Origin of the sequence: Mycobacterium sp. UNC410CL29Cvi84 (assembly GCF_000686745.1) — a bacterium.
Taxonomy (GTDB): Bacteria; Actinomycetota; Actinomycetes; order Mycobacteriales; family Mycobacteriaceae; genus Mycobacterium; species Mycobacterium mucogenicum_B.
Genome location: NZ_KK366011.1, coordinates 415,520 through 430,456, shown reverse-complemented (window position 1 = coordinate 430,456; position 14,937 = coordinate 415,520). Strand labels below are relative to the sequence as shown.

Below are 14,937 nucleotides of genomic sequence, written 5' to 3'. Positions count from 1 at the left end.
ACGGTCAATGAAAGTTGACGGCCGCCGACCGAAACAGGGGTAGACCGAGGGGCAATCGCGGGCTACCGATAAACCGAGCAGTTCACCCCGCGTCGCGCTCCGGCAACGTGATTCGTCGCTCGATGCCGATCGCATCGAGAAAGCGCTCGTCGTGGCTGACCACGATGAAGGCACCCCGGTAGGCGTTCAGCGCCGACTCCAGTTGCGCGACGCTCACCAGGTCGAGGTTGTTGGTCGGTTCGTCGAGCAGCAACAGATGCGGCGCTGGTTCGGCGTACAGCACGCAGGCCAGCGTCGCACGTAGCCGCTCCCCACCGGACAGCACCGACACCGGCAGATCAATCCTGTTGTCCTGGAACAGGAACTGCGCCAGCAGGTGCCGCCTGCGGGTGATGCTCAGAGTCGGCGCCCAGGACATCAGGTTCTCCAGGACGCTGCGCTGCTCGTCCAGCAGGTCGAGCCGCTGCGACAGGTAGGCGATGCGGCCGTCGCCGCGGGTCAGCGTGCCGGTATCGGGCCGGAGGTCGCCGTTGATCATCCGCAGCAGTGTGGACTTGCCCGCACCGTTGTGGCCGATCAGCGCGATCCGTTCGGGTCCGCGGACATCGATATCGATTCCGTTGTCGGCGAACAGCATTCGGTCACCACGCTGGATGTTCAGGCCCCTCGCGCTCAGCACCGTCCGGCCTGCGGGCACGGCGGTGTCCGGCAGGTCGAGGGCGATGACATCGTCGTCGCGCACCGCGCGCTCGGCGGCATCGAGGCGCGCCCGGGCATCGTCGACGCGCTGGGAGTGGACCTCGTCGGCGCGGCCTGCCGACTCCTGGGCATTGCGCTTGAGCTTTCCGGCAATGATTTTCGGCAGACCGGCATCCTTCACGTTGCGGGCCGCGGTGCCGGCCCGGCGGGCGGCGCGTTCGCGGGCCTGCTGCATCTGTCGCTTCTGCAGCTTCAGTTGCGACTCCGCGTTACGCATCTCATCGACAGCCGCTCGCTGCAATTCAGCGATCGCATCCTGGTACGCCGTGAAGTTACCGCCGTAGAACTGGACGTCACCGTCACGCAGTTCGGCGATGCGGTCCATGCGGTCCAGCAGCGCACGGTCGTGACTGATCAGCAGCAGAACGCCTGGATAGCGGTCCAGCTCGTCGTAGAGCCGTTGCCGTGCAGCAGAATCCAGGTTGTTGGTGGGTTCGTCGAGAAGCAGAACATCGGGACGCCGCAGCAATTGCGCGGCCAGGCCGAGGGTGACGACCTCGCCGCCCGACAGCGTGCCGAGCACCCGGTCGAGCGGGACGTCGAGACCGAGCCGGGCCAGCTGCGCCGTGCTGCGTTCCTCGATGTCCCAGTCGTCACCGATGGCGGCGAACACGGCCTCGGATGCGTCGCCCTCGGCGAGTGCCGTCAAAGCCGCCAAAACGGGTGCTACACCGAGCATTTCCGCGACGGTCAGATCGGTGGCGAACGGCAGCGTCTGCGGCAGGTAGCCGAGCGTGCCGTCGACGGTCACGCCGCCACTGGTCGGCTGCAGTTCTCCGGCAATGAGTTTGAGCAGCGTGCTCTTGCCGGCACCGTTGGGCGCAACAAGTCCGGTGTGACCGGCACCGACAATGAACGACAGATCCGAGAACACTTCGGTGCCATCGGGCCAGGAAAACGACAAATGGGAACAGGTGATAGAAGACATGCAAAAGCTCTCGTGAGAGTGACAGGGCGAGGGCGTACTCCGGTTATCCGGAGATGTCTTCTCCCAGCATGTTTTCGGCCCACCTCGGTTGACAGCAGATGCAAAACCCACAGTACTCACGGGCGCAACTGATTTATTGCCGCTCAGTACCCCCGCAGCTGATCCAGCTGTCGCCGTTCACGTTTGGTGGGGCGACCCGCTCCCCTATCGCGGACCGGCACGGCAGGCATCGTCTCCTTGGCCGGTGGCGGCGGGCTGCGGTCGATCAGGCATTCCGGCACGACGGCCGCGCCGACCCGCTTGGCGATCGGGCGGATGACCTCGACGATGCGCTCGCGGCCCTCGAGCCGGACCCGGACCTCGTCGCCCGGGCTGACCAGCTGCGCCGGTTTGACGGTGACGCCGTTGACGCGGACGTGGCCGGCCCGGCAGGCGGCGGCCGCCAAAGACCGGGTCTTGGTGATCCGGACGGCGAAAATCCAGCTGTCGACGCGGACGCTACTCAACTTGTCAGATACCGCCGCAGCATCTCGGTGACAGCAGTGATGTCCGCCGTCGTCACGCGCTCGTCGACCTTGTGTGCCAGGTTCGGGTCACCGGGTCCGTAGTTGACGGCCGGAATGCCAAGGGCGGCAAAGCGTGCCACGTCGGTCCAGCCGTACTTGGCCCGCACCTGTCCCCCGGCCGCGGCCACGAGCGCGGCGGCAGCCGGCTGCGTCAGACCGGGCAGCGCACCCGCGGCGGAGTCGGTGAGCTCGATGCGTACGTCGAGACCGGCGAACACCTCGTGCACGTGCGCGAGAGCCTGCTCGACGCTGCGGTCCGGCGCGAACCGGAAGTTGACGGTGACCGACGCGGCGTCGGGAATGACGTTGCCGGCGATGCCACCGTCGATGCGGACCGCGGACAGTCCCTCGCGGTAGACGCAGCCGTCGATGTCGACCGAGCGCGGCTGGTAGGCCGTCAGCCGCTCGAGTACCGCGCCGAGTTTGTGAATGGCGTTGTCCCCCAGCCAGGATCGCGCCGAATGCGCACGCGTGCCGGTGGCGTGGATGATGACGCGCAAGGTCCCCTGGCAGCCGGCTTCGATGAGGCCGCCCGACGGTTCGCCGAGGATCGCGACGTCGGCCGTGAGCCAGTCGGGCAGTTCCCGTTCGATGCGGCCGAGGCCGTTGGCGCTGGACTCGATCTCCTCGCAGTCGTACATGACAAGGGTGATGTCATGCGTCGGCTCGGCGATGGTGGCGGCCAGGTGCAGGAACACAGCGTCGCCGGCCTTCATGTCGGACGTGCCGCAGCCCCAGAGCTCGCCACCCTCGAGGCGGCTGGGCAGGTTGTCTGCCGCTGGGACGGTGTCGGTGTGCCCGGCCAACAACACCCGCGACGACCGGCCCAGGTTGGTCCGGGCCAGGACCGCGTCGCCGTTGCGGATCACCTCGAAGTGCGGAGCCTGGGCCTTGAGTGCGGCCTCGATCTCGTCGGCGATGAGCTGCTCGTGCCGCGATTCGCTGGGAATGTCGACCAGGGCGGCGGTCAGAGCGATCGGGTCGGCGGTGAGATCCAGCATCCAGCCAGAGTAGCCGGTCGCCTATCTCCCGCGAGCAGACGTAAAACTGTCGTTTTCCCGACGAAAACGACAGTTTTGCGTCTGCTCGCGAGGTGAAGGTGCCCCGGTTCAGGCGACGGCGCGCAGGGCCCGGATGGCGGGTGCCGTCGAGGCGCCGAGCAGCGTCGAGCGGTCGGCGGGGTAGCGCACGTCGATGACGGCATCGTCGCCGAACCGGTAGGGCTTGCCAAGAATCAAGCCCGCCAACTGCTTTCGCATCCGGGACAGCTCGGCTCGCACCGTCACCACTCGGCTTCGGTCGCCGTAGAGGTCCTCGGCGAGCTCCGAAGCCGACCTCCCATTCCGGTGGATCGCGAGCACCAGCAGGATTTCGGCGTGCCGCAGCGAGATGTCATGGCGCCACCCACCGAACTGCCCGGCCATCTCCAGGACCGGAGCACCGCGCAGGTCCAGGACGACGCGGGTGGCGGTCGCGTCGTCGTCGGCCGCGGCGATCGATGGCCGGACCAGCCAACCGCCGGGCAGCATCTCGACGTCGCAGCGCCCGAGGGTCGGGATCCACGCCCGCCCCGGGGCCAGTTCGTCGGGCAGCAGTATCCGGTTGTGCAGCGGCATCTGGTCGACGGCGGCCACCCAGCCGTCGGCGTCGACCGCCAGCGCCGGACTGCCGATGCGGGCCAGGATGGGCGCGGCGACCATCCGCAACCGATTCAGCGTCCCCTCGTGCTGCTCGCGCAGGTGCGCTTCGGCCAGGCGGGCGACAGCGTCGACGAGCGCGACGGTGGTCGGATGCACCGTCGCGGCCGGGCCGGAGACATCGACGACGCCGATGACCTGGCCGGTGCGCGGGTCGCGGACCGGGGCGCCCGCGCAGGTCCAGGCGTGGTGGCTGCGCAGGAAATGCTCGGCGGAGAACACCTGCACGGCCCGGTTGGACGCCAGCGCGGTCCCGATGGCGTTGGTGCCGACGGCACCCTCACCCCAGTTGGCGCCCTCGACGAATCCGAGCCGGTCGGCCTTACCGAGCACCGCCGCGGACCCGGACCGCCACAGCACGCGGCCCCTCGCGTCGGCCAGCACGAGGATGTTGTCCCCTTCGGCGACAATGGATTCCAGGCCGCGGGACACATCGTCGAGCACGGCGAGCAGACCCGACGACTTGCGCAGCGCATCCAGCCCGGACGATTCGATGACCGGCGGAATGTGGGTGTCGGGGTTGACGCCGCGGGCCAGCATCCGCTGCCACGACTCGCCGATCACGTCGCGGGGCCGCGCCGGGGCACGCCCGCCGGACATGGTCGCGTCGTAGACAGCCGACATCAACCGCGCGTAACTGCGCGGGTCCTCGCCAACAGCTACCGCTGGTTCAGGCACGGCCGGACTCTGCATCAACGCCGATTGTGCTCCGCATGTCAGCGATAAACCAGGCCGCCGTCGATCAGACCGGCCTGCCCGGTCATGTAGTCGGCGTCAGGTCCGGCCAGGTACGACACGAACCCGGCGACGTCATCCGGGGTTTCCGCACGGCCCAGGGCGATTCCGCCGACGAACTTCGCGTACGTTTCGCCGACCGGGGCGCCGGTGAGTTCGGCGAACCGCTTGTCGATCTCCACCCACATGTCGGTGCCCACGACGCCGGGGCAGTAGGCGTTGACGGTGATGCCGTCGGCGGCGTGTTCCTTGGCGGCGGCCTGGGTCAGGGCGCGCACGGCGAATTTGGTGGCGCTGTACGGCCCGAGCATGGCGAAGCCGTCGTGCCCGGCGATCGACGAGGCGTTGATGATCTTGCTGATCTTGCCTTGCGCCTGGTTCCCGAGTTCCTTGAATTTCGCGACCGCGGCCTGAATGCCCCACAGCACGCCGTCGACGTTGATCGACCACAACCGCTGCAGGTCCTCCGGTGTGACGTCGGCAAGCGGGCCGACCAGCGCGACACCGGCGTTGTTGACCATGATGTCGAGCCCGCCGAGTTCGGTCGCCACGTAGTCGACGGCAGCGAACACCTGGTCCCGATCACTGACATCGGCGACGAAAGTGGTGAACTTGCAGCCGATTTCGGATACCTCGGCGGCCACCTCCGCCAACGGATCGGCTTCGACGTCGACGAGCGCGACGTCGGCGCCGTCCCGTGCCAGCCGCAGCGCGATACCGCGCCCGATGCCACGTCCGGCCCCGGTGACCAGGGCTACCTTCCCCGCCAATGCCATTGCTGTTTCTCCGCTCATCGTGTCGGGTCGACCAGAACCTTCATCTTGTTCCCCGCATGCAGGGCCTCGAATCCTTCGGCAACCACGTCACCGATCGGAATCTGGGCCACCCAGCCGGTGGTGTCGTAGGCACCTCGTGCCATCAATGCGATGACGGCCTCGAAGTCGGCGCCCGTGTAGCACAGCGAGCCCTGGATGCGGGACTCGTTCATCACCAGGTTCAAAAGCGGTGTCTGCAGCGGCTTTTCGTAGATCGCGACGCTCACCATCGGCTTGCGGGATCCGACACAGGCCAGTGCCGTCTCCACGGCGGGAGTGACGCCGGCGGCGTCGAACACCGCGTCGGCACCGGCGCCGTAGGTGTGGTCGGCGATGAAGCCGGGCACGTCGACAACCGTCGGGTCGAGTGTGACGGCACCGAGCGCTTCGATGGCGGCCCGCCGCGTGGGCGACGGCTCGACGACGAAGACTTCCTGAAGTCCCTTGCCGCGCAAGGCGAACCACAATCCGATGCCGATCGGACCGGCGCCGAACACCATCGCGGTATCACCGGGCTTGACGTCGCCGAGGGTCGCCGCATGGTAGGCCACCGACATCGGTTCGACGAGCGCCCCGAGTTCCAGCGAGACGTTGTCGGGCAACCGGTGCAGCATGTTCGTCGGCACCACGGTGTACTCGGCCATGCCGCCGTCGGACATCAGGCCGTGGAAGCCGATCTGCTGGCAGACGTTGTAGTTGCCGGCCGCACACGGGCCGCAGTGGCCGCATTTGTAGATCGGTTCGACGGCCACCCGGTCGCCCTCGCGCCAGTCCGTGACGCCGGCGCCGACGGCGGTGATGGTGCCGGAGAACTCGTGCCCCAGCGTGAGCGGCAGTTCCTGGTGAGTCAGCGGATGCGGTTGTGTGGGGACGAAGATGGGGCCGGCGTAGTACTCGTGCAGGTCGGTGCCGCAGATGCCGTTGAAGCCGACCTGCAGTTGCACCTGGCCCGGCCCGGGAGCCGGGATGGCGACGTCCTCGACCGAGACTTTGTTGGGTCCGTAGTAGACAGCTGCTCTCATGCGACCAGTTGTATGTGACCGCGGCCACACTCCAACAGAGTTGCAGAAGGTTGCAACGCTGCAACGTGGTGCAACTCTTGTCGGGAGTTGCGCCGTGGCTGTGTCCTGAGTCACATGACCGCAACACTGGAACCCACCACCGCCATCTCGCCGCAGCAGCGCGTCGAGGCCTGGCTCGCCAACTTCGAAGCGGCACTGGCCGCACAGGACATCGACGGCGTTGTCGGAATGTTCGCCGTCGACAGCTTCTGGCGCGACCTCGTCGCCTTCACCTGGAACATCAAGACCGTCGAGGGTCGCGACCAGATCGCCGGCATGCTGCGCGCCCGGCTCACCGACACCACCCCGTCCGGCTTCCGTACGCGTGAACCCGCCACCGCCGACGGCGACGTGACGTCGGCGTTCATCGAGTTCGAGACGGCCACTGGGCGCGGCTCGGGCCACCTGCGGCTGCGCGGCGACGAAGGTTGGACGCTGCTGACCACGCTGCAGGAACTCAAGGGCCACGAGGAGCGCAAGGGCGCGACGCGGGTGCTCGGCGCGGTGCACGGGTCCGACCCCGATCCGCGCTCGTGGGCCGAGAAGCGCGCCGAGGAAGAGGCGACGCTCGGGCGCGAGAAGCAGCCCTATGTGCTGGTGATCGGCGGTGGCCAGGGCGGTATCGCACTCGGTGCCCGGCTGCGTCAGCTCGGGGTGCCGTCCATCGTCGTCGACAAGCACGAGCGGCCCGGCGACCAGTGGCGCAAGCGGTACAAGTCGCTGTGCCTGCACGACCCCGTCTGGTACGACCACCTGCCCTACCTGCCGTTCCCGGCTAACTGGCCGGTGTTCGCGCCGAAGGACAAAGTCGGCGACTGGCTGGAGTTCTACACCAAGGTGATGGAGGTGCCGTACTGGTCGCGCACCGAATGCCTCTCGGCCACTTACGATTCCGCTGCCGGCCGGTGGACGGTCGAGGTGAATCGCGACGGCGAGCGCCTGACTCTGCACCCGACGCAACTGGTGCTGGCGACCGGCATGTCCGGAAAACCCAGCGTGCCAACACTTCCGGGCCAGGACATCTTCGCCGGCGAACAGCACCACTCGAGTCAGCACCCGGGTCCGGATCGGTACGTCGGTAAGAAGGTCGTCGTCGTGGGGTCGAACAACTCCGCGCACGACATCTGCAAAGCGCTGTACGAGAACGGCGTCGACGTGACGATGCTGCAGCGCTCGTCGACGCACGTCGTCAAGTCGGATTCGCTGATGGAGCTGGGCCTCGGCGACCTGTACTCGGAGCGCGCGGTGGCCGCCGGCATGACGACCGAGAAGGCCGACCTGACCTTCGCATCACTGCCCTACGCCATCATGGCCGACTTCCAGCGACCGATCTACGACGCAATCCGGGAGCGGGACAAGGACTTCTACGCACGACTGGAGGCCGCCGGCTTCGAGCTGGACTTCGGCGACGACGACTCCGGCCTGTTCATGAAGTACCTGCGGCGCGGCTCGGGCTACTACATCGACGTCGGCGCGTGCGAGCTGGTGGCCGACGGTTCGATCAAGCTGGCACACGGCCAGGTGTCGCACCTCACCGAGAACTCCGTGGTGCTGGCGGACGGCATCGAACTGCCGGCCGACGTCGTCGTCTATGCGACCGGCTACGGCTCGATGAACGGCTGGGCCGCCGACCTCATGGGCCAGGAGATCGCCGACCGGGTCGGCAAGGTGTGGGGCCTGGGCAGCGGGACCGCCAAGGACCCCGGACCGTGGGAGGGCGAGCAGCGCAACATGTGGAAGCCGACGCAGCAGGAGAACCTGTGGTTCCACGGCGGCAACCTGCACCAGTCGCGGCACTACTCGCTGTACCTGGCACTGCAGCTCAAGGCCCGGTACGAAGGCATCCCGACGCCGGTATACGGCCTGCAGGAGGTCCACCACCTGCAGTGAGCCCTGTTTCTCCCCGCGAGCAGACGCAAAACTGTCGATTTCACGGCGTCAACGACAGTTTTGTGTCTGCTCGCGAGTGGGTGGTGACCCCAACTCGGCGAGGGGTCAGTAGCCTTTAGCAACGTGACTTCTGCATCTGGCATCGGCATCGCCACCATCACCGCCGACGGAACCGTTCTCGACACTTGGTTCCCGGCACCCGAACTGAACGCCGACGCCGCGGCCGGCCCGGTCCCCGCTGAGCTGGAAGCCCTCGTCGGCACCGACGAGGACCGCGGCGTGCGCACCGAGATCGTGCGCACCACCATCGCCTCGCTCGACGACAAGCCCGCCGACACGCACGATGTCTGGCTGCGCCTGCACCTGCTGTCGCACCGTCTGATCGCGCCGCACGGCGCCAACATGGACGGCATCTTCGGCCTGCTGACCAACGTGGTGTGGACCAACTTCGGCCCCTGCGCCGTCGAGGGCTTCGAGACCGTCCGCGCCAAGCTGCGTCGCCGCGGCACCGTCACCGTGTTCGGTGTCGACAAGTTCCCCCGCATGGTCGACTACGTGCTGCCGTCGGGCGTGCGCATCGCCGACGCCGACCGCGTCCGGCTGGGTGCGCACCTGGCGTCGGGCACCACCGTCATGCACGAGGGCTTCGTGAACTTCAACGCCGGCACGCTGGGCACGTCGATGGTCGAGGGCCGCATCTCGGCGGGCGTCGTCGTCGATGACGGCAGCGACGTCGGTGGCGGCGCGTCGATCATGGGCACGCTGTCGGGTGGCGGCAAGGAGGTCATCTCGGTGGGCAAGCGCTGCCTGCTGGGTGCCAACGCGGGCCTGGGCATCTCGCTGGGCGACGACTGCGTCATCGAGGCCGGCCTGTACGTCACCGGCGGTACCAAGGTGACCACCGCCGACGGTCAGACCGTCAAGGCCAAGGAGCTGTCCGGCTCGAACAACCTGCTGTTCCGCCGGAACTCGGTCAGCGGCGCGGTCGAGGTGGTCAAGCGCGACGGCACCGGCATCACGCTCAACGAGGCGCTGCACGCCAACTAGTTCTGCACGCCGATCCTGAGCCGGTATTCCGGCTCGGGCTCGGCTTTTTCATGCCCAGGGGCCGACGCCCGTCACCTTCTCGATGGTGATGCGAGTGAGGTATCCGGGCGGCGCGCCCGCCGGCGGGAACTTGCCGTTGAACTCCGGCGCCATCACGTTGGTCAGCCTGGTCAGCACTTCAGGTGCCCCACCCTCGACGATGCGGGCGGTACCGCTGATCGCGAGGTACGGATTCACCGATGCAGCACCCCGGTCGGTGCCGATGATGGTGACCGCGACGCGCGGGTCGCGGCGCATGTTGCGCAGCTTCTTGTAGTCGCCGAGGTGCGCACTGACCAGTTCGTCGCCCTGCAGTTCGACCCACACCACCGAAACCTGCGGGCTGCCATCGGCATTCAGAGTCACGAGCGTCGCGTTGGCCCCGTCGCCGATGAGGGCACGGGCTTCGTCTGTGAGTTGCATGGGATCTACAAGGCCGCGGCGGCGTGTGGCATTCCCGCCGAGAATGAGCTGGTGCGCGTGGATCCGCACGCCGCGTACGGAACCGCACAGTCGGCGCCATCGGGGATATCGTCGCCGGGAAGTTGGAGGTTTTCCCCCAGGGACATCGGCGCACATTCATCACTAGCGTCAATCCGGTGAGCACGACGACCGGCGACGCGGACACCTTGACACCTACCGACCCCGACGAGATCTCGGCACCCGAATGGACCGGCGCGCAGAAGCTGGCGTTCCGGCTGTTCTTCACCATCGGCGGCGGAATCCTGATCCTCTCGGTGTACGGCAATCTGGGCCTGAGCGTATTGATGGCCCCGCTTCTTCAAGGGCTCGCAAACCTGGGCAGTTTCGTGACCCGGGGCGAGGGCGCGTACCTGAACATCAACGGCGGCGCCGATTCCATGGCGGAGTGGTGCCTGCACCTCGGCTGGATCCTGGTGGCTCTGGTGATCACCGCGGTGTGGACTGCGCTGGACCGGCATCGGCCGAACTACCGCAGCCTTGCCGCACTGCTGCTGGTGTTCGCCCGGTTCGGTCTGGCCGTCTCGATGCTGCTCTACGGTCTGGCCAAGCTCATTCCGACGCAGATGGCCTACATGATGCTGCCCGGCTACCAGATCCAGATGGTCGGCGACGTCAGCATGATGAACACACTGTGGGGTTTCATGGGCGCCTCGGACCCCTACTCGATGGCCGCCGGTCTGGTCGAATTCGTCGCCGGTGTCCTATTGCTGTGGCGGCGAACGTGGCTGCTGGGCGCACTGATCGCGATCGTGGCCATGGGCCAGGTGTTCCTGCTCAACCTCTTCTACGACGTCCCGGTGAAGCTGGTGTCCGGCCAGCTGTTGTTCATCGCCGTCGCGATCACCACGCCGTACTGGAAAAGCCTGGCTCGAACGGTATTCCAGCTTGGCACTCCCGAACCCGTCGCGCTGTGGCCGGCGTTGGGTTCCGGCAGTCGGTGGTTGCGCCGGACCGGCACCGTGGCGAAGTTCACCATCGCAGGCGTCGTCACCGTGCTGGTCGCGACGTTCAGCGTCGTTACCTACCAGCAAATTCGGCACCCGGAATCGGACATCGACGGAGTCTGGCGCGCAACGTCATTCACCGTGGCAGGCGAACAGGCGACGCTGCAGCAGACCTCGCCGGCGCCATGGACGAATGTCGCGATCGCCGACCGGGTCGACGACTACTCGAGCTTCGTCACCCAGGTCCCGGCGGGCTACGTGACCGTCTATCAGTTCGAGATCCGCGACGACCGACTGGAGATCAAGAGGCACGAATCGGATCCGCCCATCGTGCTGCACTTTCGTCTGGATGGTCCCGACCGGCTGATGTTGACCGGCATGGTCGACGGCAAGCGCATCGACGGCGACTACCAGCGACGGCACATGCAGCGCAGCGAATCTCACTTCCGGCTGATCCAGCCGGAGACCGAGGGTGGACCGGCCAGTCGTCTGCCCTAGACGAGGAGCTTCTTCTGCACCTTGCCCATGGCGTTACGCGGCAGGCTGTCGACGAGGCGCACCTCGCGCGGCCGCTTGTGCACCGAAAGCTGTTGCGCGACAAAGTCGATGAGTTCCTGCGACGACGCCGACCCGACCACGAACGCGACGATGCGCTGCCCCAGGTCATCGTCGGGCACACCGACCACCGCGGCCTCCGATACACCCGGGTGGCCCAGCAGGACGGTCTCGATCTCACCGGCGCCGACCCGGAAACCACCGGATTTGATCAGGTCCACCGATTCGCGGCCGACGATGCGGTGCATGCCCTCGGCGTCGATGACCGCGACGTCGCCCGTGCGGTACCAGCCGTCGTCGCCCAGCACCTCGGCCGTCGCCTCGGGCCGGTTCAGATAGCCACTGAAGATCGTCGGCGCCGAGACCTCCAGGCGGCCAATGGTTTCCCCGTCGTGACGCACCGCCGACCCGTCGTCGGAGACCAGCCGGGTCTGCACCCCATCGAGCGGTAGTCCGACCCAACCGGGCCGACGTTCGCCGTCGACGCGCGTGGACAGGGTGATGAGGGACTCGGTGCTGCCGTAGCGTTCCACCGGCGCATGCCCGGTGAGGCGCACGAGATCGTCGAACACCGGCACCGGCAGCGCCGCGCTGCCGGACACCAGCAGGCGGGCACCCCGCAGCGCTTCAGCGGCCGCGGCGTCGGCCACTACCCGCGACCACACCGTCGGTACCCCGAAGTACAGCGAGCCGCCCGCCTCGGCGTACGCGGCCGCCGTGGGTTTTCCGGTGTGTACGAAGCGGTTTCCGATCCGCAGCGAGCCCAGCAAGCCGAGGATCAGGCCGTGCACGTGGAACAGCGGCAGTCCGTGCACCAGGGTGTCGGCCGGGGTCCAGGCCCAGGCCTTGGCCAGCGCGTCGATGTCGGCGGCGATGGCGCGACGGCTGATCACGACGCCCTTGGGCAGCCCAGTGGTACCGGAGGTGTACATCACCATGGCGGTCGAATCCGGCGACGGCTCGGCGTAGCGATGCCAGGACCGGGCGTGCAGCCGCACCGGAATGTGTGGCAGCCCTTCGTTTTCGTCAGGCACCTCGCCCAGCCACGCCTGCGCGCCGGAATCGGTGATCATGTGCCGGCGTTCGGCCGCACCGACATCGGCCGGCACCGGAACCACCGGCACCCCCGCGATGAGGCAGCCGGCGATCGCCAGCACCGTCTTGGCGGTGGGCCGCGCCAGGACGGCGACCCGCGACGCCCCCGCGACCCGCTCGGCGACCGATGTCGCAGCCCCGACCAGATCGCTGCGTGACAGCACCGCGCCGTCGATCCGTACCGCGTCTTCGAGGTCGTGTCCGGCAGCGACGACGGCGGGGTTCAAAGAGGTCAGCAGCACATCGCGAGGCTACTCGCCTATCCGATTCCAGCGAAGGACCCGCGTCATAAATGACTCGCGCTCGGCCGCCGACGCCAATAGGTTCGATGCCGTGAGGGCGGGACATCGTCCGTTCGGCAGGGCAACCGGGGACCAGCGACAATGAAGATTCTCGTGACCGGCAGTTCGGGTCACCTGGGTGAAGCGCTGATGCTGCGCTTGCAGCAGACGAACCACGAGGTAGTCGGCCTCGATACGACAGCGTCGGTCTTCACCCGCCACCAGGCATCGGTCACCGACCCGGTGGCCGTCGCCGAAGCGATACGCGGGGTCGATGCCGTTGTGCACACCGCGACGCTGCACAAGCCGCACGTCGCGACCCACACCCGGCAGGAATTCGTCGATACGAACATCACCGGCACGCTCAACCTGCTCGAGCACTCGGTCGCGGCCGGGGTGACCCGATTCGTCTACACCAGCACGACGAGCGCATTCGGGGACGCACTGGTTCCTGCCGCGCACGAACCCGCCGCGTGGATCACCGAGGACGTCGCGGACAGACCCAAGAACATCTACGGCGTCACCAAGGCGGCCGCCGAAGACCTGTGTGAACTCTTCGCCCGCCGACAGGGACTTCCCTGCGTGGTGTTGCGGACATCGAGGTTCTTCCCGGAGGCGGATGACAACAAGGACATCCGCGACCGCTACGACGACAGCAACGCGAAGGTCAACGAGTTCCTTTACCGCCGTGTCGATCTCGAAGACGTGGTGGAAGCCCATCTGCGTGCCATCGAACGCGCGCCAGACATCGGCTTCGGGCGCTACATCATCAGCGCAACCTCGCCCTTCACCGTGGCCGATCTGCCGCAGCTGCGGCTGGACGCGCCGGCGGTCGTGGCGCGTCACCTGCCTCGGTACGTCGACGAATACCGGCGCCGCGGCTGGACCATGTTCCCGTCGATTGATCGGGTCTACGTCAACGACCGCGCCAGGCACGATCTGGGTTGGCACCCGCGCCACACCTTCGCCGAGCTGATCGAGCGACTCGAACAGGATCGCGAATTCCGCAGTGCTCTCACCCAGTCCGTCGGCTCGAAGGGTTACCACGCGGAGGTCTTCTCCGATGGCCCATACCCGGTCGAATAGCGGCACTCCGCGATACTGGAGTTGTGATCGAACGCGTCGGCTCCCGTGAGGTCTATCGCAACGCCTGGATGTCGGTGCGCGAAGACGACATCCGCCGCCCCGACGGCACCACCGGCATCTACGGGGTGGTGGACAAACCCACATACGCGCTGGTGATCGCCCGCGACGGCGACCGGTACCGCATGGTGGAACAGTTCCGCTATCCAATCGGGTTGCGGCGCTGGGAATTTGTGCAGGGCACCGCGCCGGGCACCTTGGCTGGGGACGAGCCCGCGCCCGCTGATCTGGCCGCGCAGGAACTCCGCGAGGAGACGGGACTGCGCGCCGAGACGTGGCAGGTGCTGGGCCAGCTCGACGTCGCCCCCGGAATGTGCAGCCAACGCGGCTGGGCCTACCTCGCGACCGGCATCACCGAAGGTGAGCACGAACGCGAGCACGAAGAGCAGGACATGCACAGCGAGTGGTTCACCGCTGCGCAGATCGAGGACATGATCCGCCGCGGCGAGATCACCGATGCACAATCGTTGGCGGCGTGGACATTGTTGCGGTTGCATACGGGTCGATAAGCGATCCTGCCAACTCCGGTAAACATCGCGCCACCTGGGATGACGCCGTTTCGGGCGCCTGTTGATCTGGGCATGGCACCCAGCAGGAGGCAACGGCATGAAAACGATGAGTAGTAGTAGACGGCAGGCGGTGGGCCGTTACGTTCTCGCGGGCGCACTCGGAGTCGGAGTCCTGGTGTCTCCGATCGTGTGGTCGTTCGCCGAGGACACGCAGAAGGCGCTGCCGGAAACCGTTGTGGCATCGCACAACAACCACGGCATCGATCAGCTGCAGTGGCTCCAGGACATCCAGCCGCACGCGCAGGCGCCACGGGTCGACACCACGGTGCACCAGAGCCAGTAATCGGCTTCCCCAACCGACGACGTTGCGCGAGAAGAATTTTCGGACTT

Annotated in this window: 14 protein-coding genes; 6 read left to right on the top strand and 8 right to left on the bottom strand. The window is 67.2% G+C overall.

Going from position 1 to position 14,937, the window contains the following annotated elements:
* Positions 1-82 precede the first annotated feature (82 nt).
* From BR47_RS0129180 to BR47_RS0129155, 6 genes are all read right to left on the bottom strand, one after another.
* Complete coding sequence (locus tag BR47_RS0129180) at positions 83-1,687, bottom strand: ABC-F family ATP-binding cassette domain-containing protein (RefSeq protein WP_029121643.1); 1,605 nt, start codon at positions 1,685-1,687, stop codon at positions 83-85.
* 143 nt (positions 1,688-1,830) lie between these two features.
* Complete coding sequence (locus BR47_RS0129175; RefSeq protein ID WP_029121642.1) at positions 1,831-2,193, bottom strand: RNA-binding S4 domain-containing protein; 363 nt, start codon at positions 2,191-2,193, stop codon at positions 1,831-1,833.
* On the bottom strand, positions 2,190-3,254 hold the full coding sequence (dapE, locus tag BR47_RS0129170; RefSeq protein ID WP_029121641.1) for a succinyl-diaminopimelate desuccinylase: 1,065 nt from the start codon (positions 3,252-3,254) through the stop codon (positions 2,190-2,192). Before dapE ends, BR47_RS0129175 begins: the two co-directional genes overlap by 4 nt.
* A 108-nt stretch (positions 3,255-3,362) precedes the next feature.
* Complete coding sequence (locus tag BR47_RS0129165; RefSeq protein ID WP_029121640.1) at positions 3,363-4,643, bottom strand: GAF domain-containing protein; 1,281 nt, start codon at positions 4,641-4,643, stop codon at positions 3,363-3,365.
* A gap of 23 nt (positions 4,644-4,666) precedes the next feature.
* Positions 4,667-5,461, bottom strand: coding sequence for an acetoin reductase (locus BR47_RS0129160; RefSeq protein ID WP_020099337.1), 795 nt, complete (start codon positions 5,459-5,461; stop codon positions 4,667-4,669).
* Positions 5,462-5,475: 14 nt separating this feature from the next.
* Entirely contained in the window at positions 5,476-6,522 is a 1,047-nt protein-coding gene (locus BR47_RS0129155) for a 2,3-butanediol dehydrogenase (protein WP_029121639.1), read from the bottom strand.
* Positions 6,523-6,636: 114 nt separating this feature from the next.
* Between BR47_RS0129155 and BR47_RS0129150 the strand changes: the two genes are divergently transcribed.
* A complete protein-coding gene (locus tag BR47_RS0129150) occupies positions 6,637-8,451 on the top strand; it encodes an NAD(P)/FAD-dependent oxidoreductase (RefSeq protein ID WP_029121638.1) in 1,815 nt (604 codons plus the stop codon).
* 123 nt (positions 8,452-8,574) lie between these two features.
* Positions 8,575-9,498 carry a 2,3,4,5-tetrahydropyridine-2,6-dicarboxylate N-succinyltransferase gene (gene dapD, locus BR47_RS0129145; RefSeq protein ID WP_020099334.1) on the top strand — a complete coding sequence of 308 codons (924 nt, stop codon included), beginning with the start codon at positions 8,575-8,577 and terminating at the stop codon, positions 9,496-9,498.
* Between the two features lie 48 nt (positions 9,499-9,546).
* Here the strand turns inward: dapD and BR47_RS0129140 are convergent, their stop codons facing one another.
* Complete coding sequence (locus BR47_RS0129140; RefSeq protein ID WP_029121637.1) at positions 9,547-9,960, bottom strand: PPOX class F420-dependent oxidoreductase; 414 nt, start codon at positions 9,958-9,960, stop codon at positions 9,547-9,549.
* Between the two features lie 158 nt (positions 9,961-10,118).
* Here BR47_RS0129140 and BR47_RS0129135 point away from each other — a divergent pair, with 158 nt between their 5' ends.
* The gene (locus tag BR47_RS0129135) at positions 10,119-11,462 is read left to right on the top strand and encodes a hypothetical protein (protein ID WP_502685837.1); all 1,344 of its coding nucleotides are present in this window, start codon (positions 10,119-10,121) and stop codon (positions 11,460-11,462) included.
* On the opposite strand, the gene BR47_RS0129130 is transcribed toward BR47_RS0129135, so the two are convergent.
* On the bottom strand, positions 11,459-12,856 hold the full coding sequence (locus tag BR47_RS0129130; RefSeq protein WP_029121635.1) for an acyl-CoA synthetase: 1,398 nt from the start codon (positions 12,854-12,856) through the stop codon (positions 11,459-11,461). The genes BR47_RS0129135 and BR47_RS0129130 overlap by 4 nt on opposite strands.
* A 141-nt stretch (positions 12,857-12,997) precedes the next feature.
* On the opposite strand from BR47_RS0129130, the gene BR47_RS0129125 reads away from it, so the two are divergent.
* The 3 genes from BR47_RS0129125 (at position 12,998) to BR47_RS31805 (ending at position 14,890) form a co-directional block, all read left to right on the top strand.
* The gene (locus tag BR47_RS0129125; RefSeq protein ID WP_029121634.1) at positions 12,998-13,981 is read left to right on the top strand and encodes an NAD-dependent epimerase/dehydratase family protein; all 984 of its coding nucleotides are present in this window, start codon (positions 12,998-13,000) and stop codon (positions 13,979-13,981) included.
* Between the two features lie 23 nt (positions 13,982-14,004).
* Positions 14,005-14,547, top strand: a complete 543-nt coding sequence (locus BR47_RS0129120; protein WP_029121633.1) for an NUDIX domain-containing protein — start codon at positions 14,005-14,007, stop codon at positions 14,545-14,547.
* A gap of 106 nt (positions 14,548-14,653) precedes the next feature.
* Complete coding sequence (locus BR47_RS31805) at positions 14,654-14,890, top strand: hypothetical protein (protein ID WP_138158331.1); 237 nt, start codon at positions 14,654-14,656, stop codon at positions 14,888-14,890.
* The last annotated feature ends 47 nt before the right edge of the window (positions 14,891-14,937 follow it).